The sequence below is a fragment of the Streptomyces sp. NBC_01571 genome (assembly GCF_026339875.1).
GTDB lineage: Bacteria > Actinomycetota > Actinomycetes > Streptomycetales > Streptomycetaceae > Streptomyces.
The window spans coordinates 5,390,125-5,414,941 of sequence record NZ_JAPEPZ010000001.1; the positions used below are offsets into that span (position 1 = coordinate 5,390,125).

The 24,817-nt window shown below is 71.0% G+C and carries 19 protein-coding genes, 1 tRNA gene and 2 pseudogenes; 13 read left to right on the forward strand and 9 right to left on the reverse strand.

Annotation, left to right across the window (positions count from 1 at the left end):
• Positions 1 to 36: 36 nt before the first annotated feature.
• The 6 genes from OHB41_RS24280 to OHB41_RS24305 all read right to left on the reverse strand — a co-directional run bounded on the left by OHB41_RS24280 (position 37) and on the right by OHB41_RS24305 (position 6,178).
• On the reverse strand, positions 37 to 1,527 hold the full coding sequence (locus OHB41_RS24280; RefSeq protein WP_266700305.1) for a peptidoglycan D,D-transpeptidase FtsI family protein: 1,491 nt from the start codon (positions 1,525 to 1,527) through the stop codon (positions 37 to 39).
• Positions 1,524 to 2,972, reverse strand: coding sequence for an FtsW/RodA/SpoVE family cell cycle protein (locus tag OHB41_RS24285; protein WP_168529074.1), 1,449 nt, complete (start codon positions 2,970 to 2,972; stop codon positions 1,524 to 1,526). The genes OHB41_RS24280 and OHB41_RS24285 overlap by 4 nt, the downstream gene beginning before the upstream one ends.
• 26 nt (positions 2,973 to 2,998) lie before the next feature.
• A complete protein-coding gene (locus OHB41_RS24290; RefSeq protein WP_266700306.1) occupies positions 2,999 to 4,540 on the reverse strand; it encodes a Stp1/IreP family PP2C-type Ser/Thr phosphatase in 1,542 nt (513 codons plus the stop codon).
• Between the two features lie 120 nt (positions 4,541 to 4,660).
• Complete coding sequence (locus OHB41_RS24295; protein ID WP_266700307.1) at positions 4,661 to 5,185, reverse strand: FHA domain-containing protein FhaB/FipA; 525 nt, start codon at positions 5,183 to 5,185, stop codon at positions 4,661 to 4,663.
• 10 nt (positions 5,186 to 5,195) lie between these two features.
• Complete coding sequence (locus tag OHB41_RS24300) at positions 5,196 to 6,047, reverse strand: FHA domain-containing protein (protein ID WP_266700308.1); 852 nt, start codon at positions 6,045 to 6,047, stop codon at positions 5,196 to 5,198.
• Complete coding sequence (locus OHB41_RS24305) at positions 6,035 to 6,178, reverse strand: hypothetical protein (RefSeq protein WP_266700309.1); 144 nt, start codon at positions 6,176 to 6,178, stop codon at positions 6,035 to 6,037. Before OHB41_RS24305 ends, OHB41_RS24300 begins: the two co-directional genes overlap by 13 nt.
• Before the next feature lie 414 nt (positions 6,179 to 6,592).
• Between OHB41_RS24305 and OHB41_RS24310 the strand changes: the two genes are divergently transcribed.
• A tRNA-Leu gene (locus OHB41_RS24310) sits at positions 6,593 to 6,679 on the forward strand.
• A 133-nt stretch (positions 6,680 to 6,812) separates the two neighbouring features.
• Here OHB41_RS24310 and OHB41_RS24315 read toward each other — a convergent pair.
• The gene (locus tag OHB41_RS24315; protein ID WP_266700310.1) at positions 6,813 to 8,048 is read right to left on the reverse strand and encodes a sensor histidine kinase; all 1,236 of its coding nucleotides are present in this window, start codon (positions 8,046 to 8,048) and stop codon (positions 6,813 to 6,815) included.
• A 310-nt stretch (positions 8,049 to 8,358) separates the two neighbouring features.
• On the opposite strand from OHB41_RS24315, the gene OHB41_RS24320 reads away from it, so the two are divergent.
• On the forward strand, positions 8,359 to 9,024 hold the full coding sequence (locus OHB41_RS24320; protein ID WP_266700311.1) for a TetR family transcriptional regulator: 666 nt from the start codon (positions 8,359 to 8,361) through the stop codon (positions 9,022 to 9,024).
• A gap of 512 nt (positions 9,025 to 9,536) precedes the next feature.
• On the opposite strand, the gene OHB41_RS24325 is transcribed toward OHB41_RS24320, so the two are convergent.
• Positions 9,537 to 10,157: a ScbR family autoregulator-binding transcription factor gene (locus OHB41_RS24325; RefSeq protein ID WP_266700312.1), complete on the reverse strand. Its 621-nt coding sequence runs from the start codon at positions 10,155 to 10,157 to the stop codon at positions 9,537 to 9,539.
• 229 nt (positions 10,158 to 10,386) lie between these two features.
• Positions 10,387 to 11,181: a response regulator transcription factor gene (locus OHB41_RS24330; protein WP_266700313.1), complete on the reverse strand. Its 795-nt coding sequence runs from the start codon at positions 11,179 to 11,181 to the stop codon at positions 10,387 to 10,389.
• 473 nt (positions 11,182 to 11,654) lie between these two features.
• Between OHB41_RS24330 and OHB41_RS24335 the strand changes: the two genes are divergently transcribed.
• From OHB41_RS24335 to OHB41_RS24385, 11 genes and pseudogenes are all read left to right on the forward strand, one after another.
• The gene (locus tag OHB41_RS24335; protein WP_266700314.1) at positions 11,655 to 12,668 is read left to right on the forward strand and encodes a ScbA/BarX family gamma-butyrolactone biosynthesis protein; all 1,014 of its coding nucleotides are present in this window, start codon (positions 11,655 to 11,657) and stop codon (positions 12,666 to 12,668) included.
• A 55-nt stretch (positions 12,669 to 12,723) separates the two neighbouring features.
• Positions 12,724 to 13,668, forward strand: a complete 945-nt coding sequence (locus OHB41_RS24340; RefSeq protein ID WP_266700315.1) for an NAD-dependent epimerase/dehydratase family protein — start codon at positions 12,724 to 12,726, stop codon at positions 13,666 to 13,668.
• A gap of 347 nt (positions 13,669 to 14,015) precedes the next feature.
• Positions 14,016 to 15,794 carry an acetyl/propionyl/methylcrotonyl-CoA carboxylase subunit alpha gene (locus OHB41_RS24345; RefSeq protein ID WP_266700316.1) on the forward strand — a complete coding sequence of 593 codons (1,779 nt, stop codon included), beginning with the start codon at positions 14,016 to 14,018 and terminating at the stop codon, positions 15,792 to 15,794.
• Between the two features lie 188 nt (positions 15,795 to 15,982).
• Positions 15,983 to 16,305 (forward strand): annotated as a pseudogene (locus tag OHB41_RS24350) (TcmI family type II polyketide cyclase).
• Positions 16,302 to 17,573: a beta-ketoacyl-[acyl-carrier-protein] synthase family protein gene (locus OHB41_RS24355; protein WP_266700317.1), complete on the forward strand. Its 1,272-nt coding sequence runs from the start codon at positions 16,302 to 16,304 to the stop codon at positions 17,571 to 17,573. The pseudogene OHB41_RS24350 and the gene OHB41_RS24355 overlap by 4 nt, the downstream one beginning before the upstream one ends.
• The gene (locus OHB41_RS24360) at positions 17,570 to 18,784 is read left to right on the forward strand and encodes a ketosynthase chain-length factor (RefSeq protein ID WP_266700318.1); all 1,215 of its coding nucleotides are present in this window, start codon (positions 17,570 to 17,572) and stop codon (positions 18,782 to 18,784) included. The genes OHB41_RS24355 and OHB41_RS24360 overlap by 4 nt, the downstream gene beginning before the upstream one ends.
• Before the next feature lie 223 nt (positions 18,785 to 19,007).
• Complete coding sequence (locus OHB41_RS24365; protein WP_266700319.1) at positions 19,008 to 19,283, forward strand: acyl carrier protein; 276 nt, start codon at positions 19,008 to 19,010, stop codon at positions 19,281 to 19,283.
• A 133-nt stretch (positions 19,284 to 19,416) separates the two neighbouring features.
• Positions 19,417 to 20,202: a 3-oxoacyl-ACP reductase FabG gene (fabG, locus tag OHB41_RS24370; protein ID WP_266700320.1), complete on the forward strand. Its 786-nt coding sequence runs from the start codon at positions 19,417 to 19,419 to the stop codon at positions 20,200 to 20,202.
• 94 nt (positions 20,203 to 20,296) lie between these two features.
• A pseudogene (locus OHB41_RS24375) lies at positions 20,297 to 21,233 on the forward strand (aromatase/cyclase).
• Positions 21,234 to 21,235: 2 nt separating this feature from the next.
• A complete protein-coding gene (locus tag OHB41_RS24380; RefSeq protein ID WP_266706083.1) occupies positions 21,236 to 22,930 on the forward strand; it encodes an FAD-dependent monooxygenase in 1,695 nt (564 codons plus the stop codon).
• Positions 22,931 to 23,138: 208 nt separating this feature from the next.
• Entirely contained in the window at positions 23,139 to 24,614 is a 1,476-nt protein-coding gene (locus OHB41_RS24385; RefSeq protein ID WP_266700321.1) for an FAD-dependent monooxygenase, read from the forward strand.
• Positions 24,615 to 24,817 lie beyond the last annotated feature (203 nt).

Here is a 24,817-nt window from a genome sequence, read left to right on the forward strand (position 1 = left end):
GCAACGTGCACCGATGTGAAGGGGACGTGACAGGGGTCACTTCTTGCTGTCGATTACTGCCTTCATCACACTCTTGGCGATCGGGGCGGCGAGACCACCACCGGAGATGTCGTCCCGGTTGGCGCTCTCGTCCTCGACCACCACGGCGACGGCGACCGGAGAGCTGCCGTCGGCGAGCTTCGCGTACGAGATGAACCAGGCGTACGGGTTCGCGCTGTTGGCCACACCGTGCTGGGCGGTACCGGTCTTGCCGCCCACCGTGACGCCGTTCTCGTTGATCTGGGCGTTGGTGCCGGTGCCCTCCTTTACGACCGTCTCCATCATCGACTGAAGGATCTGGGCGTTGTCCTTGGAGAGCGGCTCGCTCAGCTTCTGCGGCTCCGTCTGCGAGATCACGTCCAGGTTCGGGGCCTGCAGCTTGTCGACCATGTACGGCTTCATGAGCGTGCCGTCGTTGGCGACCGCCGAGGCGACCATGGCCATCTGCAGCGGGGTCGCCGCGGTCTCGAACTGGCCGATGGAGCTGAGCGCCGTCTGCGGCTTGTCCATCGACTTGGGGAAGACGGAGGCGTTCGAGCGGACCGGCGTGAACTGCTGGGCGTTGAAGCCGAACTTCTCGGCCTCCGACAGCATCTTGTCCTTGCCGAGGTCGGCGCCGATCTTGCCGAAGACGGTGTTGCAGGAGTAGCGGAGCGCGACGCGCATGGTCGCGTCCTTGCAGGGGATGCTGCCCTCGTTCTTCAGCTCGGTCCTGGTGTCCGGCAGGGTGTACGGCAGCGGTGAGTCCGTCTTCTGGTCCGCGGACGAGTACAGCCCGTTCTGCAGCGCCGCCGCCGCGGTGACCACCTTGAAGGTGGAGCCCGGCGGGTAGGTCTCGCGCAGTGCCCGGTTGAGCAGCGGGTCGTTGGGGTCGTTCTTCTTCTGCAGCTTCGTCCAGGCCTTGCCGTCGACGCTCGTCGAGTTCCCGGCGAAGGTCGAGGGGTCGTACGACGGGGTCGAGGCCAGTGCCAGGATCGCGCCGGTCTTGGGGTCGATCGCCGCGACGGCGCCCTTGCCCTGCTTCAGCAGACCCTGGTACGCGGCCTTCTGCGCGGCGGCGTTGAGGGTGGTGACGACGTTGCCGCCCTGCTTCTTCTTGCCCGTGAGCATGTCGAGGGTGTTGCGGAAGAAGAGCCGGTCGTCGTTGCCGGTGAGGATGCCGTCGTCGATGCTCTCCAGCTGGGTGGCGCCGAAGGCCTGGGAGGCGTACCCGGTGACGGGCGCCCACATCGCGCCGTCCTTGTAGGTGCGCTTGTACTCGAAGTCGTTGATGCCGTCCTTGGCCGACTTCGCGGCCCCGGTGATCGGGTTGCCGTCGACGATGATGTCGCCGCGCGGGGTGGCGTACCGCTCGATGGCGACGCGCCGGTTGAGCGTGTCGGTTCGCAGGCTGTCCGCCTGGACGTACTGGATGTAGTTGTCGCGGATGAGCAGGGCGAGGACGAGGAGTCCGCAGAAGATCGCGATCCGGCGCAGGGGCTTGTTCACGGGCGGACCACCTGGGTCATCTCGGCGTCGGGGCTGGGCGCGGGTGCGGGGGCCGGGCGGCGTGCGGTGTCGCTGATTCTGATGAGGATGCCCATCAGCGCCCAGTTGGCGATGACGGAGGAGCCTCCGTAGGCCAGGAACGGCATCGTCATACCGGTGAGGGGGATCAGGCCCATGACGCCGCCCGCGACGACGAAGACCTGGAGTGCGAAGCCGCCGGAGAGACCGACGGCGAGGAGCTTGCCGAACGGGTCGCGGGCCGCGAGCGCCGTACGGATGCCGCGCTCCGCGATCAGACCGTAGAGGACCAGGATCGCCATGATCCCCGCCAGGCCCAGTTCCTCGCCGAAGCTGGCGAGGATGAAGTCGGAGTTGGCGGCGAACCGGATGAGTTCGGAGTGGCCCTGTCCCCATCCGGTGCCGAGCGTGCCGCCGGAGCCGAAGGCCCACAGGGCCTGCATGGCCTGCTCGGAGTGGAGGATGCCGTCGTGGGTTCCGGCCTGGCTGAGCTTGTACTCGTGCAGCGGGTTGAGCCAGGCCTGGACACGCGTCTGGATGTGCGGTTCGAAGCTCGCCACGCCCACGGCGCCGACCGCCGACATCAGCAGACCGAAGACGATCCAGCTGGTCCGCTCCGTGGCGACGTACAGCATGATCACGAACATGCCGAAGAACAGCAGCGAGGTACCGAGGTCGGTCTCGAAGACCAGGATCAGGATGGAGACGAACCAGACCACCAGGATCGGGCCGAGGTCGCGTCCGCGCGGCAGGTAGAGGCCCATGAAGCGGCGGCTGGCGAGGGCCAGCGCGTCGCGCTTGACCATCAGGTAGCCGGCGAAGAAGACCGCGAGGATGATCTTCGCGAACTCGCCGGGCTGGAGGGTGCCGAGGCCGGGAATCGAGATCCAGATCTTGGCGCCGTAGATGTTGGCGCCGAGCCCCGGAACCAGCGGCAGCAGGAGCAGGATCAGGGCGCCGAACATGGAGATGTAGGTGTAGCGCTGCAGGACACGGTGGTCCTTGAGGAAGATCAGTACGGCGACGAGCAGGCCGATGCCCAGCGCCGTGTACATCAGCTGGCGGGGCGCGGCAGGGGCGAAATTGGGCAGCGACCGGAGCAGCTTGGACTGGTCGAGGCGCCAGATCATCACCAGCCCGAGCCCGTTGAGGAGCGTCGCCAGCGGCAGCAGCAGCGGGTCCGCGTACGGGGCGAACTTGCGCACCGCGAGATGGCCGACGCCGGCGAGCAGGCCGAGTCCGAGGCCGTAGCTCAGCAGGCCGGGCGGCACCGAGTCATTGATGGCCAGGCCCACGTTGGCGTAGGCGAAGACCGGGATGACGACGGCGAACACCAACAGTGCCAGCTCGGTGTTGCGCCGGCTCGGCGTGCCGATCGACCCGATCGTCGACGTGTGGTGCGTCGGCGTGTTCGTACTACTGCTCATGGTGTGACAGGGCCCCTCACGGCTTCTTACTGCTTACCGCACAGCGAGACCAGCTTCTGCTCCTCGTCGGAGAGGCTGGGGCCGGGTGTGGGAGTAGGTGCGGTCTTGGACGGGTTCGCCGACGGTGAACTCGACGAGTTCGGTGTCGGCGTCGGGCTGGACGTGGCCTTGGACGTCAGAGAGGTGGTTGTGGTTCCCGTGGTCCCACCAGCCTCGCCCTGACCGGTCTTGGCGTTGTTCTGCGTCTCGGCGGAGCGGCGCTCCGAGTCCTTCCTGCACGCGGACGCCTGCACGGCGAGCTCGTCGATCTTGGACCGGGCGTCGCTGAGACCGCCCTCCGCGATGGTCGCCTTGACCTGCTTCTGCTGGTACGGCGGCAGGTACTTGAGTTCGATCTCGGGGTGGTCCTTCTCCACCTTCGAGAGCGAGACCCAGGCCAGGTCCTGGCTGATCCCGCGGTACAGCGCGACGTGCTTGCCGTTGCTGCCGACGTAGTACTGCGTCTGCGTCCACCGGTAGCCGCCGTACGCGCCGCCGCCGATGACGGCGAGCGCGAGCACGGAGTAGAAGGATCTCTTCAGCCACTTGCGTCCGCCGCGCGGCTTGACGAAGTCCTCGTCCGAGTAGTCGGCGAAGCCGCCCGTGGGGGCGTAGCCGTCGGCGTCGCCGCTGCCGGGCGGCCCGAACTCGCCGCCGCCCTGTCCGGGCACCGGACGGCCGAGACCGGAGGCGCGGCCCGCGGGCGTCTGCATGGCGCCGTTGTCGTGCAGCTGGTGCTGGTTCTCGGCGACCGCGCCCACCACGACGGGGGTGTCGGAGAGCTGGGCGGCCAGTGTGTCGCCGGAGTCGATGTCGAGGACGTCGGCGACGATGACGGTGATGTTGTCGGGGCCGCCGCCGCGCAGCGCGAGCTCGATGAGGTTCTGGACGGTCTCCTGCGGGCCCTGGTAGCTGGCGAGGGTGTCCTCCATCGTCTGGTGCGAGACGACGCCGGACAGTCCGTCGGAGCAGATCAGGTAGCGGTCGCCGGCGCGGACCTCGCGGATGGAGAGGTCCGGCTCGACGTGGTCGCCGCTGCCCAGCGCGCGCATCAGCAGGGAGCGCTGCGGGTGGGTGGTGGCTTCCTCCTCGGTGATGCGGCCCTCGTCGACGAGGCGCTGCACCCAGGTGTGGTCCTGGGTGATCTGCGTGAGGACGCCGTCCCGCAGCAGATAGGCGCGGGAGTCGCCGACGTGCACGAGTCCGAGGCGCTGGCCGGTCCACAGGAGGGCGGTGAGGGTGGTCCCCATGCCCTCCAGCTGGGGGTCCTCCTCGACCATCATCCTGAGCTGGTCGTTGGCCCGCTGCACGGCGGTGCCGAGCGAGGTGAGGATGTCGGAGCCGGGCACGTCGTCGTCGAGCGCCACGATGGTGGAGATCACCTCGGAGGAGGCGACCTCACCGGCGGCCTGGCCGCCCATTCCGTCGGCGATCGCGAGCAGCCGGGGGCCGGCGTAGCCGGAGTCCTCGTTGCCCTCGCGGATCATGCCTTTGTGCGATCCGGCGGCGAAGCGCAGTGACAGACTCATGCGCACCTCGCCCGTCGGCTCCGGGTACATCCGCACGGTGCCCACCCTCCGGTCGGGAGCGCGCCGGGGTCCTTCGTGTGGACCGCCGCTGCGTGCTCGCTCCGCTCGCTCATTGTCGTACTACTTCCGCAGCTCGATGACGGTCTTGCCGATGCGGATGGGCGCACCCAGCGGGATCGGCGTGGGAGTCGTCAGTCGGCTCCGGTCGAGATACGTGCCGTTGGTGGAGCCGAGATCCTCGACGATCCACTGGCCGTCCCGGTCCGGGTAGATCCTGGCATGGCGGCTGGACGCGTAGTCGTCGTCCAGCACGATGGTGCTGTCGTGCGCGCGGCCGAGCGTGATGGTCTGCCCCTGGAGCGCGACCGTCGTGCCCGTGAGAGTGCCCTCGGAGACGACGAGTTTGGTGGGGGCGCCGCGGCGCTGGCGTCCGCCGCCGCTCGGCGCCGCCTGCTGGCGCTGCGGCGGTGGCGCCGCAGCCTGGCGCGCGGCCTGTTGCGGCCTGGCGGCGTCCCTGCGCGAGCCGCGCTGTGTGACACGCGTTCCGAACAGGTCGCTGCGGATGACCTGCACGGCCACGATCACGAACAGCCACAGTACGGCCAGGAAACCCAGCCGCATGACCGTGAGGGTCAGCTCTGACATTGCCCCCGCTTCACCCTTCGGCTTGCCGGTAAATGATGGTGGTGCTGCCCACGACGATCCGCGAGCCGTCGCGGAGCGTAGCGCGGGTGGTGTGCTGCCCGTCCACCACGATGCCGTTGGTGGACCCGAGATCCTGGATCGTCGAGGGCGTTCCGGTCCGGATCTCACAGTGCCGGCGGGATACGCCGGGGTCGTCGATCCGCACGTCGGCTTCGGTGCTGCGGCCCAGCACCAGCGTCGGGCGGGAGATCTGATGGCGGGCGCCATTGATCTCGATCCAGTGCCGCGTGCGGCCACCGCTCGCCGGCCCGGCGGACGGGCCGGGCCGCTGGCCCATGGGCGAAGGCCCCGGGCGTCCGGGCGGCGGCGCGGACGGCATGGGAGGTACGGCGGCCGGCGGGTAGCCGTACCCGCCCTGGCCGCCCTGGCCGCGCGGGGACGCCGGAGCGGGGCCCGCGGGGGCGCGCTCGGGCGCCTGCTGGTCGGTGGAGGAGGCGAGCGTACGGCTGCGCACCCGGTACAGACCGGTGTCGAGGTCGTCCGCCTTCTCCAGATGGACCTTGATGGGGCCCATGAAGGTGTAGCGCTGCTGCTTGGCGTAGTCGCGCACCATGCCGGCGAGCTCGTCGCCGAGCTGGCCCGAGTAGGGGCTGAGGCGGTCGAAGTCCGGTGTGCTCAGCTCCACGATGAAGTCGTTCGGTACGACGGTCCGCTCGCGGTTCCAGATCGTGGCGTTGTTGTCGCACTCGCGCTGCAGCGCTCCGGCGATCTCCACGGGCTGGACCTCGGACTTGAACACCTTGGCGAAGGTGCCGTTGACCAGACCTTCGAGACGCTGCTCGAATTTCTTCAGGACTCCCATGGGGCACCTCCTCCTTCGTAGCCGTCCTGGTACTGCGTGCTGCCTGTGCCGTACTGCGCACGGCCCACCGCGTCGTACGGTCGGCCGCTGTCGTCCTGGTCGTGCTGGTACTGCTTACTGATCGTATCCACGCGCCGGGAAATCGGCTGGTTCCCCCTGTCGGCCCGGTCGACAGGTTGTCGACGCCTTCCGAAGTCCCCTCCCGAAGTTCCCTGCGGGGCACCTTTTCGAACTCTTCCCTGCACTACTCCTGCCAAGGATCGTAGAGGCGGCCCGGGACCAGTGTCCCGCACCCGACTGTGCACGCTGTCCTGCTCCTGGGGAGATGGCCTGGACCGGTACGAGGTTGATACGTGAACCGGTTCTCGTCGATACGTGGAGCGGCGCCGACGTGCTCGGGCCCCGGTCCGGGGCAGCCGGCCCCGGGCCCAGGGGCGCCGGGGCCGCTCGAAAGCGATGTGAATCCGCCCCTGCCACCGTGCTAATCTTCTGCATGTCGGAAGGCGCTCGCACCACACGGTGGGGCACCGGAGGACACACCCAATGCGCGGGTGGCGGAATAGGCAGACGCGCTGGATTCAGGTTCCAGTGCCCGCAAGGGCGTGGGGGTTCAACTCCCCCCTCGCGCACCAGTGAAGAGGTCCCATCGTGATCACGATGGGACCTCTTCCGTATGCCCGGACCAGGGTGGATCCAGGGTCCCGGCGGCTCTGGTCCGAGTGTGTTCTGTCTCTCAATTTTTCTCGGCTCGCCGGGAGCGCGGTCTCAGGGGTGCCGGCGCAGGGGTAGATGGATCTCCAGCAGCGTGCCGGTGGGGGTGCCCGGGGTGACGCGCGTGCGGCCGCCGAGGTCGTCGATCCGGTCGGTCAGGGAACGCAGGGCCTCGGCGGAGCCGGTCGCGGGCCCGTGGCCGTCGTCGGTCACCTTCGCGTAGAGCCAGCGTCTGGTGACGCGGACGACGGTGGCCACCTGCCGCGCGCCCGAGCGGGTCAGGCGGTCGCGCAGGGCCTCGCGCAGGGCGAGGAAGGTCTCCTCCCGGTAATGCTCTGAGAGGGTCCGCTCGTCCCCGACGACCTCGACGGAGGTCCGGATGCCGAGGCCGGCGCGCGGGCGGGGGCCCGCGAGGAAGGCCTCCAGGGCCTCGCGCAGGGGCGGCAGGTCGGCACGCCGGCGCAGGCCCCCGACGAACGCCTGGTTCTGCCGGGCCGCTTCAGCCAACGCCCGCTCTGCTGCGGCGAGATGAGCGGCGGGGGTCTGGGGAGGGGTGGGGGAGCCGGGGGCTGTGAGGGGGCCCGTGGTGGCGCGTGCGCCGGAGGCCGTGGGCGTCGCCGGGGTCGGCGTGGTGGCGGCCGTCGCGGCGGCTTCGAGGCTGTGGCGGGCCGTGGACAGGGCGCCGCCCAGTTCGTCGTGGAGCTGCCGGGCCAGCCTGCGGCGCTCACCGCGGCCGTCGTCGCCGGACCACACTCCCTCCCCGGCGTCCCGGAGCACCTCACCAAGGCGCCGGACGACCGCGACGGCACGCGGCAGCACGCTCTCCCGGTGCGCGATGCCGTGCTCCAGGACGTGCAGCAGGGCGCACTCCAGGAGCAGCGCGACGGCGGCCGCCACCTGGTGGGGGGAGGCCGCGGGCGGGGCGACGGGGGCGGGCGGGGCGTCCGCGGCGGAGGGGGCGGACGTGGTCGGGGCGGTTTCCGCGGCGCGCACCAGGACGGTGCGGGCGAACTCCGCCAGCGTGCCGCGCAGGGCCGGTACCTCCGCCTCGGCGGGGGCGAGTACGGCGGGCAGCCGGGCGGTGAAGCGGTCGAGGACGGCGTCGGTCTCCCAGGCCCCCAGGGTGTCGTCGGCCGGGCCGGGGGCGGGGCCGCGACGCGGTGACATCCGGGACGCCGCACGGACCAGGCCCTCGTGCAGGGCTTCGCCGAATCCGCTGCCGACGACCGGCACCGCGCCGGGAACGGAGACGGCCGGGGGGACGGTGGCGGGGGCGGTCGTGCTGCTCATCGGACTCCTCAACGCTCGGGTGACGCTCGGGTGCCGGGGCAACGTGGCCATCGCCAACGTAACAAACAGACTTGTCTGATTGTCAAGGGTCGACGAGCGTTCCGGACGGCTTGTGGCCACGGGATCGCTCTCCCGTCAAGGGTCCGGTCATGGCCAAGAGCAGCAGGATGTATGGGGATTGGATGGAGGTCTCCGTTCACGGGGCTGTCGAGTAAAACAGGCATGGTTGTATGATTCCGGTTGTTGCTGGCGCCCACGGGCACCCGCGCGCTCCTTCATGCCAAGCGCAGGAATAGGCAGGTGCAGCCTGATGCAGACTCGGTCCGAACAGACCCGTCAGGCTCTCGTCCGTGCCGCGGCGGAACTGATAGCGAACGGCCGGCCCGCCGATGCGGGGCTGGTCAACATCTGCCGCCAGGCCGGAGTGAGCCGGGGGGCTCTCTACCACCACTTCTCCTCCATCGCGGAGCTGAACGCCGCCGTCTACGAGCAGGCGCACGGGCGCGTCGTCGCGCTCATGGACGAGGCCTTCGGGGGCGGCGCCGTGGAGGACGCCCCCGAGCGCCTTCTGATCGCCTTCTGCGAGGCCCTGCGGACGGAGGAACTCGTCCGCGCCGGCATCCAGTTGGCGGTGGACGGGTCGGCCGGGCCGCCCCGGCTGCGCGACGACGTGCTGACGCTCGTACGCGGGCGCGTCGCCGACACGCACCGGGACGCCGTGCCCGCGCCGGAGGATCTCGCCGACCTCGCCGTCGTGGTGGCCGCGGGGCTGGAGACCCTGGGGCACACGGATGCCGAGTGGTGGGACGCCAAGACGTCCAAGAGGCTGTGGGCGCTGTTGCGGCCGTTGTTCTCGGTGGGAGCCGTCGAGGCCGTCGGGGCCGCGGGTGCGGTGGGTGCCATCGGTGGCGCGGGTGCCGCGGGCGGGATGGGTACGAAGGGGGCCGGGCGGCGAGGGGACGGCGAGCGGGTCTGAGGCGCCGCGGTGGGCCGCACCCGCCCTGGGCGGAGCCGTGGCGGGGCGCGTCTGTCCTGCGCGGCGGTTGGTGTGGCGGGGCGCCTGTTCCGCCTCCGGGTGGGTGCGGGGTGAGGCGTATCGGAGCGGGCCGGGATCGGGGATCAGGATCAGCAGGCCTCTGCCCGGGCGGAGTTGTGTGAACCGGCGCCAGGGGCGGGATGCTGTCGAGGCTCGTGCGGCTCGTGCGGCTCGTGCGGTGGTGTTCCGGTGAGCTCGTGGGTGAGGCGAGGCGAGGCGGGGACGCGGAGCGTCGGTGATGCGGCCCGTGCGGCGAGTGCGGCGGACGCACTCGGGTGCACGAGTGCACGCGGCTGCCAGGGGTGGTGGCCGCGTTCCCGGCACGAGTTGTGGAGCACGGTCGGGTTCCGGGCCCCGGCCGGTGACTTGGGGGCGCCTGGCCGCTCGGCCGGTTCGGCGAGGTCCGGTCGGGACGGGCCGGTCCGGCGGGGTTCCGCGAGGTCCGGCCGCGCTCAGACGTCCTCGGGCGGCACGGTCATGCTGGTGCGCAGGCGGCCGAGCAGGCCGGGAGTGGCCAGGCCGGGCAGCAGGAAACGCCAGAACGCGCCGATGCGGTCGGGCAGGTCCTCGCGGTTGCTGTACACCTGCGACATCAACTGCAGCCCGGTGAAGGCGCCGACGATGGTCGAGGTCGCTTCCTGGATGTCCACGCCGGGCAGGATCTCGCCCTGTTCCTCGGCCTGCCGCAGCAGCGCCAGGATGGCCGCGCCGGACTGCTCGTACGCGGTCTGCGGCGGGCGGGAGAAGGACGTCTGCTCGACCGCGAGCCGCACACTCGCGCGCAGCACCGGGTCGCGCTGGAGGCGCTGGGCGAACTCCAGGGTCAGGTCGATGACCGCCTGGAGCTTCACCGCCCGGTCCGGCACCACGAGTGCCTCGCTGTGCGCGGTCACCAGGGCCACGGCGATTGCTTCCTTGGAGGGGAAGTGGTGGTACAGCGCGCCTCGGGTGAGACCCGTCCGGGCCAGGATGTCGTTGGTGCTCGCGGCGTCGTAGCCGCGCTCGTCGAACACCCGCGCCGCGGACTCCAGGATCGAGTGCCTCGACCTCGTCCCGCGCTCTTGTGTGGCCATGCCAGGTCCTTGCTCTCGCCCCGCTGGAATTTTACCGACTGGTCTGTATTGTATCGGCAAGGCGGCACGCCGCCAGGGGGCGGGAGTATTCGCTTCCGGTTCGGCTCGGTTTTCGGTCGCTCCGAGCGCGGTCCTTCAGCGTTCCTTCAGCGGTTCTCAAGCGGGCTGTGCGGGTGGTCCCCGTGACGGTCGCGGGGACCACCCGGCGGTCGCGGGCGACCGCCCGGGACTACGGATGGCCGAGCCTAAAGCCGACCCCGCGGACGGTGATGATCCAGCCGCTCGAACCGAGCTTGCCGCGCAGGCTGCTGACGTGGGTGTCTATGGTGCGTCCGCGGTGGGACCAGGTGTCGTCCCAGACCTGCGCCATGAGCTGGCGGCGGGGCATCACGGTGCCGGGCTGCGAGGCCAGCAGGTGCAGCAGGTCGAACTCCTTGCGGGTCAGGTCCACCGGCTCCCCGTCCAGGGTGGCCACTCGCGTGCCGACGTCGATGCGCAGCGGCCCGTGGGTGATGACCTGGGCGGACGCCGGCTGCTGCCGTACCCGGCGCATCACCGCCTCCATCCGTGCCAGCAACTCCCGGAAGCCGTACGGCTTGACCAGGTAGTCGTCGGCTCCGGCCTGCAGTCCGAGCACCCGGTCGAGCTCCGACCCGCGCGCGGTGACGGCGATGACCGGGGTGTCGCAGACCGCCCGGATGCCCCGGCACACCTCCAGCCCGTCCAGGTCGGGCAGGTCGAGGTCGAGCAGCAGGAGATCGGCGTCGCGGTGCGCCTGGAGCGCCTTGGTGCCGGTGGCCACGCTCTGCGCGGCGTACCCCTGGCGCAGCAGGCCCTGGACGAGGGAGTCGGCGGCCCTGGGGTCGTTCTCCACGACCAGGACACGCAGGGCTCCGGCCGGGGGGCCGGGGTCGTCGGTGGCCGCGTGTGCGGCAACCGGCCGCCCGGGGTGGGGAATCGTGGGGCGGTGCGGGAGATTGCGCTGCGATCGGACGTCGAGTAGATCCACGGCTTGCCGATTCATCTGCTCCTCCTGAGGCACAGTCTCGTCATCACGGAACGGACTGCTGAACGCTCACCTCAAGGACGATAGCAAACAGACTTGTCTGATTGTCAACGTGTTCTTCGTCCCCCGCGCGTCGGTCTGTGCTCTGTGTCATCAGTCCGCGTTGACCTGCATGGATGTGTGGTTCTTCGCCATTTCGAGGTCAGGTTTCCGTGGGGTCCGCACGAGGCGACGAGCCACGCCGCGACGGGCTTGATGACTCTAACCATGCAGGTCTGCATGGTTTCGGAGAGGCGGTTACGCAAGTGGCGCGATCGTGTCGTACCGGCCGGTAACGACGGCCTGAACCTAGAGGGATACTAAAGCTTTACTTGAAGAACCGAACAGACATGTCTGTATCTTGTGCGAGCAAGAGAACGTCGGCCACGGGGGGTGGCTGCCGACAGTGCGGAGTGCTGCCCCCTGCTCGGAAACAGACAGGAGTGCCGTACATGTCGTACACCACCTCCACCCGTGTGTCCGTCGAAAGCGACGTCGCGACGGTGGCCACGAGGGCCCCACGAACCACCGCGAGGACTCCGCAGCCCCGGCTGACCACGACGGTTCCGCGCGAGTACGTTCATCGCGCCGCCGTCTCCGAAGTGCTGCTGACCGGCTGGGAGGCCGCCGCCGAACCCGTCGGGCCCGACCGCTCCGACGTCTTCGCGGTCAGCGCCCAATGGCCGCGCAGCCACTCGTTCTTCACCCAGTCCGGCGGCTATCAGGACCCGATGCTGCTGATCGAGTCCGTCCGGCAGATCGGCTCCCTGCTCGCGCACGCCGAGTTCGGCGTCCCCTTCGGGCACCAGTTCCTGATGTGGGACATGTCGTTCAGCACCGCTCCCGAACTCCTCGTCGCGGACGCCGTGCCCACCGAGGTCGAACTGCGCACCGTCTGCCGCGACATCGTCCGCCGGGGCCGTGTGCTCGGCGGTATGCGCTACGACGTCACCGTGCTGCGTGACGGAAAGGCCCTGGCCACCGGGGGCGCCGCGTTCAGCTGCACAAGTCCGGCCGTCCACCGCAGGCTGCGCGCCGGCCGTCCCACCACCACCGACCGCGTCGTGCCGCCGGGGATCGAGCCCGCCGCCGTGGGCCACTCCGGCGACCACCATGTGCTGCTCGCCGAGCCCGAGTCGGCGGCCGGCACCGGCGACCGCTGGGAACTGCGAGTCGACACCGCCCATCCCACCTTCTTCGACCATCCCGTCGACCACATACCGGGCATGGTGCTGCTGGAGGCGGCCCGGCAGGCCGCCCTCGTCTCGACGGGCATGCCCGACGCCCTGCTGCTGGGCCTCAAGAGCAACTTCGCGCGCTACGCCGAGTTCGACGCCCCCTGCTGGATCGAACCGCGGGTCGAGCCGCACGGCACCGACGGCGGCGTACTGGTGCGGGTGCGCGGCACGCAGCACGCTGAGACGGTCTTCACCGCCGAACTCGTCCTGAGCCCGCGCGGCCGCTGAACCCGTCCACCGTCCGGGCCCCTTGGCGACCGTCCCATCCCGAGGAGAGTGTTCCGTGCCCACCCTTCTGATCACCGGCGCGGCCGGCTTCGTCGGCAGCCATGTCACCCGTGAAGCGGGGCGGCAGCGGGCCGAGTTGAGGCTGATGTCGCACCGCAGTCCCCTGCCCGGTTCCGGCCCCACGGTCGTACGGGCGGACCTGAGCGAACCCGCGTCCCTGCGCGGGGTGTGCGAGGGCGTCGACGTCCTGATCCACTGCGCCTCGCGGATCGGTGGAGACGCCGTGGCCAACGAGGCCGTCAACGCCCGCGGTACGGCGGCCCTCGTCGAGGAGGCGCGCAGTGCGGGGGTTGCGCGCATCGTCCAGCTCAGCACCGCTTCCGTCTACGGCCGCGGTACCTTCCGCGGCAGCCGGCCCGGGGAACTGACGCGCAATCCGGGCTCGCCCACCTCCCGTACCCGGGCCGCGGCCGAGGACGCCGTGCTCGCGGCCGGCGGCATCGTCCTGCGGCCTCATCTGGTGTACGGGGAGGGCGACGCGTGGGTGGTTCCGGGACTGGCCCGGATGCTGTCCACGCTGCCCGGTACCGTGGACGGCTGGCCCTCCCGGACGTCCGTGATCGCGGTGTCCGAGCTGGCCGGACTGCTGGTGGCGACCGCGCTGGCCCCCGCCGCCGACCTGACGGCCTCCGTCTATCACGCGGCCCACCCCGAGCCCGTCGCCGTGGACGCCCTGCTGCGCGCGGTGGCGGCCTGCGTCGGCATCGACCGGCCGGACCGGGACCTGACCGCCGACCAGGCCCGGGCGGTCCTGGAGGAACGCGGTGTACCGGCGTCGGGGCTCGACCTGTTCACCACCGACCACGTCTTCGACAGCGCCCCGCTCTGGTCCGATCTGCGCCGTACTCCCGGCCCGGGGTTCGACACCGATTTCGCGCTCGCCGCGCCCTGGTACCGCAAGGTCCTGCACTCCGACCGCGAGTCCCGGCACCCCGCCTGAAACGGCCCGCACTCCGGCTGGAGGTCCCTGCACTCCGGCTGAAGGTCCCCGCACTCCGACCGAGGGTGTCTCCGCACTCCGGTCGACTCGACTCCCGTCGGCCCGGAAAACCTGCGAGAAGGCCGAAAGCACGTCCATGGAATGCTGCATTCCTGCTCTTTCCGGACCCGACGGTTCCGCCCGTCGGGTCCGGCTTTTTGACGGAGGCCTGACCTTTTTCTTTCCTCTTCCGCAAACTGCTGCCCCGGGTCTGCGGATTCTGACCCAGTTCTGCAACGGACCGTATTGAAGGGGGGTGTGGGCTCGAACAGTCTTGTGGCTCCGAGCGGAGTCAGGGGAGGTTCATCGTGCGCAAGGTGCTCATCGCCAACCGTGGCGAAATCGCTGTCCGCGTGGCCCGGGCGTGCCGGGATGCCGGGATCGCGAGCGTTGCCGTGTATGCGGAACCGGACCGGGACGCTGTGCATGTCCGAGCGGCGGACGAGGCGTTCGCGCTGGGCGGTGACACCCCGGCCACCAGTTATCTGGACATCGCGAAGGTGCTCAGGGCCGCCGGGGACTCGGGGGCGGACGCGGTCCATCCCGGGTACGGCTTCCTGTCCGAGAACGCCGACTTCGCGCAGGCGGTCCTGGACGCCGGACTGATCTGGATCGGGCCGCCCCCGCAGGCCATCCGTGACCTGGGGGACAAGGTCGCCGCCCGGCACATCGCCCAGCGTGCCGGTGCCCCGCTCGTCGCGGGCACCCCCGACCCGGTCTCCGGCGCGGACGAGGTCGTCGCCTTCGCGAAGGAGCACGGGCTGCCGATCGCGATCAAGGCGGCGTTCGGCGGCGGCGGACGCGGGCTGAAGGTCGCCCGCACCCTGGAGGAGGTCCCGGAGCTGTACGACTCCGCGGTCCGGGAGGCGGTCGCCGCGTTCGGACGCGGCGAGTGCTTCGTCGAGCGTTACCTCGACAAGCCCCGCCATGTGGAGACCCAGTGCCTGGCCGACACGCACGGCAACGTGGTCGTCGTCTCGACCCGTGACTGCTCGCTCCAGCGCCGCCACCAGAAACTGGTGGAGGAGGCTCCGGCTCCGTTCCTGTCCGACGCGCAGGTCGCCGAGTTGTACGCGTCGTCCAAGGCGATCCTGAAGGAGGCCGGCTACGTCGGCGCGGGCACGGTGGAGTTCCTCGTCGGGATGGACGGCACGATCTCCTTCCTGGAGGTCAACACCCGTCTGCAGGTCGAGCACCCGGTCACCGAGGAGGTCGCCGGCATCGACCTGGTCCGGGAGATGTTCCGTATCGCCGACGGTGCGGAACTCGGCTACGGCGATCCCGAACTGCGCGGCCACTCCTTCGAGTTCCGCATCAACGGCGAAGACCCCGGCCGGGGCTTCCTGCCCGCCCCCGGCACCGTCACCACCTTCGCCCCGCCCTCCGGCCCCGGCGTCCGCCTCGACGCGGGCGTGCAGTGCGGCAGTGTGATCGGTCCGGTCTGGGACTCCCTGCTGGCCAAGCTGATCGTGACCGGCCGTACCCGCGCGGAGGCGCTGCAGCGAGCCGCCCGTGCCCTCGACGAGTTCGAGGTCGGCGGGATGGCGACCGCCCTGCCCTTCCACCGCGCGGTGGTGCGGGACCCGGCGTTCGCTCCGGAGCTGACCGGCTCCGCGGACCCGTTCACGGTCCACACCCGGTGGATCGAGACCGAGTTCGTCAACGAGATCCCCGCCTTCACGGCCCCCGCGGACCTGGGCGCCGAGACGGAGGAGGAACCGGGCCGCGAGTCCGTCGTGGTCGAGGTCGCCGGGCGGCGCCTCGAGGTGTCCTTGCCGTCCTCGCTGGGCATGGCGACGGCCCGCGCAGCACTCGGCGGGGGCGCCAGGCCCAAGCGCCGCGGCACCCGCAGGTCCGGGCCGGCGGCCTCCGGCGACACCCTCGCCTCGCCCATGCAGGGCACGATCGTCAAGGTCGCGGTCGAGGAGGGCCAGGAAGTGCGGGAGGGCGACCTCGTCGTCGTCCTGGAGGCCATGAAGATGGAGCAGCCCCTCAACGCCCACCGCTCCGGCACCGTCAAGGGCCTCACCGCCGAAGTGGGCGCGTCCGTCACGTCCGGCGCCGCCCTGTGCGACATCACGAGCTGATGCATGAGTGGATTCTCGGCGAATTCGCCAGGGAACTGTGCGGTCCTCCGGAATTACCTGCGGAATTCTGACCGGGTCTGACAATTACCTGACACAGGGAATATTGAAACCGCTCTTATCGCCCCGGATACTGAATACGAGCTTTCTTCAACTGTCGTGTGTGGTGGGCCCCGAGGAGAGGGAAACGTATGTACAGCACGCTGATTGTGGCTCGGATGGACCCCGGGTCGAGCGTCGACGTGGCCAGGATTTTCGGTGATTTCGACGACACGGAAATGCCGCACCGCATGGGAACCCGCCGGCGCCAGCTCTTCCAGTACTGTACTTCCACCTCCAGGACTTCGACGCGGACAACGGCGGCGAGCTGATCCAGCACGCCCGGCACGACGCGCGCTTCGTACAGATCAGTGAGGACCTGAAGCCGTTCATCGAGGCGTACGACCCGGCCACCTGGCGCTCCCCGGCCGACGCGATGGCCACGCGCTTCTACAACTGGGAGGCGTCCGCGTGACCGGCCGACGAGTCGTCATCACCGGCATAGAGGTGCTGGCCCCCGGCGGTGTCGGGGCGAAGAACTTCTGGAACCTGCTGAGCGAGGGCCGCACGGCCACCCGCCGCATCAGTTTCTTCGACCCCAGCCCCTTCCGCTCCCGGGTCGCCGCGGAGATCGACTTCGATCCCGCGGAGCACGGACTGAGCCCGCGGGAGATCCGCCGGATGGACCGCGCCGCGCAGTTCGCGGTGGTCGCGGCCCGCGGCGCGGTCGCCGACAGCGGCATCGACATCGACGCCCACGACCCGTACCGGGTGGGTGTCACCATCGGCAGCGCGGTCGGCGCCACCATGGGTCTCGACGAGGAGTACAACGTCGTCAGCGACGGCGGCCGGCTGCGCCTGGTGGACCACGCGTACACCGTCCCGCACCTGTACAACTACCTGGTTCCCAGCTCCTTCGCGGCCGAGGTCGCCTGGGCGGTGGGCGCGCAGGGCCCCAGCACGGTGGTCTCCACGGGCTGCACGTCCGGCATCGACTCGGTCGGCCACGCCGTCGAGCTGCTCCGCGAAGGCTCGGCCGACGTCATGATCACGGGTTCGTCCGACGCCCCGATCTCGCCGATCACGATGGCGTGTTTCGACGCGATCAAGGCGACGACGCCCAGGGACGACGCCCCCGAGCGGGCCTCGCGACCCTTCGACGGGACCCGCAACGGGTTCGTCCTCGGGGAGGGTGCCGCCGTGTTCGTCCTGGAGGAGCTGGAGAGTGCCCGGCGGCGCGGCGCGCACATCTACGCCGAGATCGCCGGGTACGCGACGCGCTCGAACGCCTACCACATGACGGGTCTGCGGCCGGACGGCGCGGAGATGGCCGAGGCCATCACGACCGCGCTGGACGAGGCCAGGATGAACCCGACCGAGATCGACTACATCAACGCGCACGGCTCGGGCACCAAGCAGAACGACCGCCACGAGACGGAAGCGTTCAAGCGCAGCCTGGGCGATCACGCCTACCGGACCCCGGTCAGCTCGATCAAGTCGATGGTCGGGCACTCGCTCGGCGCGATCGGTTCCATCGAGATCGCCGCGTCCGCGCTGGCCATGGAGAACCACGTCGTGCCGCCCACGGCCAACCTGACCACCCCCGACCCCAAGTGCGACCTCGACTACGTTCCGCTGGTCGCCCGGGAGCAGCTCACCGACGCGGTGCTCACGGTCGGCAGCGGCTTCGGGGGATTCCAGAGCGCCATGGTGCTGGCGCGTCCCGAGAGGAGCGTGGCATGACCACCACGGTGGTAGTGACCGGTCTGGGCATCGCCGCCCCCAACGGACTGGGCGCACAGGACTACTGGGCCGCCACCCGGACCGGCAAGAACGGCATCGGACGGGTCACCCGCTTCGACCCGTCGTCCTACCCGTCGACCCTGGCGGGCGAGGTGCCCGGCTTCGTCGCCGAGGACGTGCTGCCGAGCCGGCTGCTGCCGCAGACCGACCACATGACGCGGATGGCGCTGGTCGCCGCCGACTGGGCGCTCGCCGACGCGGGGATCGACCCCAAGGAGCTGCCGCAGTACGACATGGGCGTCGTCACGGCCAGTTCCTCGGGCGGCTTCGAGTTCGGCCAGGGCGAGCTGGAGAAGCTCTGGAGCCAGGGCAGCCAGTACGTCTCCGCCTACCAGTCCTTCGCCTGGTTCTACGCCGTCAACAGCGGCCAGATCTCCATCCGCAACGGGCTGAAGGGTCCCAGCGGCGTCATCGTCAGCGACGAGGCCGGCGGTCTCGACGCGGTGGCGCACGGCCGGCGGCTCATCCGCAAGGGCACCCCGATGATCGTCTCCGGGGGTGTCGACGCGTCGATCTGCCCCTGGGGCTGGGTGGCGCAGATGGCCGGCGACCGGCTGAGCACGAGCGACGAACCGACCCGCGCCTATCTGCCCTTCGACGCCGACGCGTCCGGCTATGTGCCGGGCGAGGGCGGCGCCATCCTGATCATGGAGTCGGCCGAGTCGGCGTGTGCGCGCGGTGCCCGGATCTACGGCGAGATCGCGGGCTACGGCTCGACGTTCGACCCACGGCCGGGCAGCGACCGTGAGCCCGGACTGCGCAAGGCGGTCGAACTCGCCCTCGCCGACGCGGACGTGGCACCCGGGGACGTCGACGTGGTCTTCGCGGACGCCGCCGGCGTGCCGGAGCTGGACCGGATCGAGGCCGAGGCGATCTCGGCGGTCTTCGGTGTCCGGGGCGTCCCGGTCACCGCGCCGAAGACGATGACGGGCCGGCTGTACTCCGGCGCGGCCCCGCTCGACGTCGCCACCGCCCTGCTCGCCATGGAGGAGGGGCTGATCCCCCCGACGGTGCACGTCGACCCCGACGAGGAGTACGGCCTCGACCTGGTCCTCACCCAGTCGCGCCCCGCCCAGGTGCGTACCGCGCTGGTCCTGGCCCGCGGCTACGGCGGTTTCAACTCGGCCGTGGTCGTGCGCGCCGTCGACTGACCGGCACGGTCCTGCGGCTCCCGCCCCGTCGCCGCTCCTCCCTCCCGTGACCGACCTTCTGCCACCCCGTCACCGCTGCTCGGCTCCCGGATCGACCGGACGTCCCATCGACCGGACGCCCCATCGCCCGACCGATCACCGCCCGACCGATCACCGCCCGACCGAACCATCGCCCCACCGATCACTGCCCGACCGAACCATCTCGACCTGGGAAGGAACCCACGTGTCCACTACGGAATTCACCTTGGACGACCTGCGCCGCATCCTGCTGGAGGGCGCGGGCGTCGACGAGGGCGTCGACCTCGACGGCGACATCCTCGACGAGCCGTTCGAAGTCCTCGGCTACGAGTCGCTGGCCCTGCTGGAGACCGGCAGCCGTATCGAGCGCGAGTACGGGATCGTCCTCGACGAGGACCTGCTGACCGACGCCGACACCCCGCGCGCCCTCATCGAGGCCGTGAACCACCAGTTCGGCGCCGACGAGCCCGCCGCCGCCTGACCCCGACGGCTTTCCCGGGCCGGGCGAAACCTTTCACCGCATCCGAGCGGAGCCTCGTCCCGCCCATCCGAGCGGGACCCCCGTCCGGCCCGGGCCCGCCGCAGACCACACGCCACACAGGGAGAGGAAGCACATGTCAACGCTGGAGAAGCGGGTCGCTCTCATCACCGGAGCCACCAGCGGCATCGGTCTCGCGTCCGCCCGCGCGCTGGCCGCCGCCGGCCACCGGGTGTTCATCGGCGCCCGCAACGCCGACAACGTCGCCGAGACGGTCAAGACGCTCCAGGACGAGGGGGTCGAGGCGGACGGCAGCGTCCTCGACGTCCGCGACCCGGCCTCGGCCGCCGCTTTCGTACAGGCCGCCGTCGACCGCTTCGGCACCGTCGACGTCCTGGTCAACAACGCCGGCCGGTCCGGCGGCGGTGTCACGGCCGACATCGAGGACGAGCTCTGGACCGATGTCATCGACACCAACCTCAACAGCGTCTTCCGGCTGACCCGGGAAGTGCTCAACACGGGCGGCATGCGCCACCGGAGCCGCGGCCGGATCATCAACATCGCCTCCACGGCGGGCAAGCAGGGCGTGGTCCTGGGCGCCCCCTACTCCGCCTCCAAACACGGCGTGGTCGGTTTCACCAAGGCACTCGGCAATGAGCTGGCCCCCACCGGTATCACCGTGAACGCCGTCTGCCCCGGCTACGTCGAGACGCCGATGGCCCAGCGCGTGCGCGCCGGGTACGCCGCCGCCTACGACACCTCCGAGGACGCCATCCTCGAGAAGTTCCAGGCGAAGATCCCGCTCGGCCGCTACTCCACCCCGGAGGAGGTGGCCGGCATGGTCGCCTACCTCGCCTCCGACACGGCCGCCTCGGTGACCGCGCAGGCCATCAACGTCTGCGGCGGACTCGGCAACTTCTGAGCGCCCCCGGCCACCCCCGTCTCACTCCCCCCACGCCCGCCACCACCGGCTCCCCCACCGGCAGCCCGTACCCAGCCCTGGAGAAGAAAGCGTCATGACGACCCGTGAGGTAGAGCACGAGATCACGATCGCCGCGCCCGCACCGGCCGTGTACCGGCTGCTGGCGGAGGTCACCAACTGGCCGCGGATCTTCCCGCCCACCATCCACGTCGACCAGGTCGAGCGGAACGGCTCCGAGGAACGCATACGGATCTGGGCCACCGCCAACGGCGAGGCGAAGAACTGGACGTCGTGCCGCGAGCTGGACCCCGACGGCCTGCGGATCACCTTCCGCCAGGAGATACCCGCCCCCCCCGGTCGCCGCGATGGGCGGGACCTGGATCATCGAGCCGCTGGGGGAGGACGCCTCCCGGGTGCGGCTTCTGCACGACTACCGCGCGATCGACGACGACCCGCACGACCTGCTCTGGATCGAGGCGGCGGTCGACCGGAACAGCCGCTCCGAGCTGGCCGCGCTGAAGAAGAACGTCGAGTTCGCGCACGCGGCGGAGGAGGTGACCTTCTCCTTCGAGGACACCGTGCTGGTCGACGGTTCGGCGAAGGACGTGTACGCCTTCATCGACGAGGCCCACCTGTGGCCCGAGCGGCTGCCGCACGTCGCCACCGTCCGCCTGGAGGAGGACACCCCGGGCCTGCAGACCCTGGAGATGGACACCCGTGCCAAGGACGGCTCCGTCCACACCACCAAGTCCTACCGGGTGACCTTCCCCCACCACCGCATCGCCTACAAACAGGTCACCCTGCCCGCACTGATGACCCTGCACACCGGACAGTGGACCTTCACCGACACCGACGAAGGCGTCACCGCCACCTCCCAGCACACCGTCACCCTCAACACCGACAACATCCACGACATCCTCGGCCCCCACGCCACCGTCGCCGACGCACGCACCTACGTCCACACCGCCCTGTCCACCAACAGCCGCGCCACCCTCACCCACGCCAAAGCCCACGCGGAGAGCGGGCGTTGACGATGGCGACGGACCATCAGGACACCGACACGACCACCCTGGACACCGACGTCCTCGTGGTCGGAGCGGGCCCCGCCGGTCTGATGCTCGCCACCGAGCTGAGGCTGGGCGGCGCCGAGGTGGTCGTCGTCGACCAGCGCCCCGGCCCGACCACCGAGTCGCGGGCCTCCACGCTGCACGCCCGCACCATGGAGATCCTCGACTCGCGCGGACTGCTGGACGAGCTCGGTACGCCGCCGTGCGAGCCGCGCGGCCACTTCGGCGGCGTACCCCTGGACCTGACGCTGCCCGGCCCGTACCCCGGGCAGTGGAAGGTGGCCCAGACCCGTACCGAGGAGCTGTTGCAGCGCCGGGCGGCCGACCTCGGCGCGGATCTGTGGCGCCGGCACCAACTGCTCTCCCTGACCGTGCCGGACGGGGCGGCCGGCGTGCCCGAGGGCGTGGAGGCCGAGACCATCGGCCCGTACGGTCCGGTCCGGATCCGGGCCCGCTATCTGGTCGGCTGCGACGGCGAGGACAGCACCGTGCGGCGGCTGGTCCGGGCCCCCTTCCCCGGGCACGACGCCAGGCGCGAGCTGCTGCGGGCGGACGTCTCCGGCATCAGCGTCGCCGACCGGCGCTTCCAGCGGCTTCGGCACGGGCTCGCCATCGCCGCCACCCGGGACGGAGTGACCCGGGTGATGGTCCACGAGTTCGGCCGGCCCGTCACCGAACGCGGCGGCGGCGAACCGGACTTCGCCGAGGTCACCGACGTGTGGAAGCGCGTCACCGGCGAGGACATCAGCCAGGGCACCCCCCTGTGGGTGAACGCCTTCGGTGACGCCAACCGGCAGCTCGCGCGATACCGGCACGGCCGTGTCCTGTTCGCCGGGGACGCGGCGCACCGGCAGATGCCGAGTGGTGGCCAGGCCCTCAACCTGGGCGTCCAGGACGCCTTCAACCTCGGCTGGAAGCTCGCCGCGGTCGTGCGCGGCAGTGCCCCCGAGGAACTCCTCGACACCTACGACACCGAGCGCCGCACCGTGGGCCGTCAGGTCCTCGCCAACATCCGGGCCCAGGTCGAGCTGCTGCTCGGTGGCCCGGAGGTCGAACCGGCCCGTTCCCTGCTCACCGAACTCCTCGCCGTGGACGGCGTACGCCGGCACCTGGCCGGGATGATCAGCGGCCTCGGCATCCGGTACGACGTCGGAGGTGCCGAGAACGACGCGGGCGTCGGGGGGAACGGCGACGTCCAGGGGGGCGACGGGGGAGCGGCAGTCGGTCATGGCTTCGGGTCCGGCACCCTCCTCGGTGTCGGCGCCGGCCCCGGGATCGACTCCGGTGACACGGCCGCCCGGCATCCGCTGCTCGGGCGGCGGCTGCCGGACGCGTGGCTGGAGCCCACGGGCGGTGGCCCGCGGCGGCGTACGGCCGAGCTGTTGCGCACCGGTCGCGGGCTGCTGCTGTCCCTGGACGGGAGCAGGAACGTGAACGGGAACGGGAACGGGAACGGTGGTGGGGCGCTGCGCGCGGCGCTGGAGCCCTGGGCGGACCGGGTCACCTTCGTGGCCGGTCCTTCCGAGCCCGGGAGTCCGCTCCCCGCGGGCCAGGCCCTGCTCGTACGCCCCGACGGTCACGTGGCCTGGGCCGGTGCGCGCACGGACGGCCTGTCCGAGGCTCTGACCCGCTGGTTCGGCTTCCCGGCCGACGCCGCCTGAGCGCGCCCGTACGACCCGTACCGGCCCCAACCGGCCGGCGCACATCCGCACATGAGGACCCCCGTACCGGCTCCAACCGGTCGGCGCACAGCCGCACATGAGGACCCGTACCGGCCCCAACCGGCCGGCGCGCACCCGCACATGAGGAACCGCACACACGCCACCCACCGATGCGAAGCGCGCCGACGCGCGCGAGGAAAGGACACCCATGGACGCGCAGAGGGACGCGGACGTCATCGTCGTCGGCGCCGGCCCGGCCGGGCTGATGCTGGCCGGGGAGCTGCGGCTGGGCGGGGTGAGCGTCGTCGTCGCCGAGCGGCTGGAACGGCCCACCGGACAGTCGCGCGGGCTCGGATTCACCGCCCGCGCGATGGAGTCGTTCGACCAGCGGGGCCTGGTCCCGCGCTTCGGCGGCCTGGAGAAGAGCCCGATGGGCCACTTCGGCGGGGTGCAGTTCGACTACACCGTGCTGGAGGACGCCCACTTCGGGGCCCGCGGCATCCCGCAGTCCCGGACGGAGGAGGTGCTGGAGGAGTGGGCCCGCGACCTGGGTGCCGACATCCGGCGGGGCTGGGAGTTCCGGGCACTGGTGCAGGACGGGGACGGGGTCACCGTCACGCTGGACACGTCCGCCGGGGAACGCACACTGCGCGCCGCCTACCTGGTGGGTGCCGACGGTGGACACAGCCCGGTGCGCAGGGCCGCGGGTTTCGACTTCCCCGGCACCCCCGCCACCCGGGGCATGTACCTCGCCGATGTGGTCGGCTGCCAGGTCGAGCCCCGCTTCCTGGGCGAGCGGCTGCCCGGCGGCATGGTGATGGCCGCGCCGCTGAAGGAGGGCGTGGACCGGATCATCGTCTGCGAGCACGGCACCCCGCCGGCCGACCGCAGCGAGACCCCGGAGTTCTCCGAAGTGGCTGCGGCCTGGCTGCGGTTGACGGGTGAGGACATCTCCGGCGGAGGCGCCGACTGGGTCAGCTCCTTCACGGACGCCACCCGGCAGGTCACCGAGTACCGGCGCGGCCGGGTGCTCCTCGTGGGCGACGCCGCGCACATCCATCTCCCGGCCGGCGGCCAGGGCCTGAGCACCGGGGTCCAGGACGCGGTCAACCTCGGCTGGAAACTGGCCGCGACCGTGCGGGGCGTGGCTCCTCAGGGCCTGCTGGACACCTACCACGACGAACGCCACGCCGTCGGCGCCCGGCTGCTGATGAACACCAGGGCCCAGGGCACGGTCTTCCTCGGCGGCCCCGAGTCGCAGCCGCTGCGCGACCTGTTCGCCGAACTCATCGGCCTCGACAGCGTCAAGCGCCATCTCGCCGGTGTGGTCAGCCATCTCGACGTCCACTACGACCTCGGGGACGGCGGACATCCGCTGGTCGGCCGCCGGCTGCCGCCGCGCGCGCTGGACACCGCCGCGGGCGAGGTCCGTACGCCCGAACTGCTGCACCCGGCCCAGGGTCTGTTGCTCGACCTCGCCGACGACTCCGTGCCGCGCGAGGCCGCGGCCCGCTGGAAGGACCGCGTCACCGTCGTCACCGGCAGCCCGCGGGACCCCGACGCCTTCGGCGGCGCCACCGCGCTGCTGGTCCGCCCCGACGGCTATGTCGCCTGGGCGGACACCGGTACGGGGGAGCTGTCCGCCGCGCTGCACCGCTGGTTCGGCGCGCCGGAGGGCGGCTGAGCTCCGCCGCCCGCACCGACGGCTGGCCACGTCCCGGCGACCACGAGAGCCCGCACACCAGAGCACGACCACGAGAGGAAGTAACCCAGTGAGCGTTCCCACGGCCGAGACCATCCCCTCGTCCGTATCCGGTTCGTCCGTGCCCGGTTCGTCCGTGCCCGGCCCGTCCGTGCCCGGCCCGTCCGTGCCCGGTTCGTCCGTGC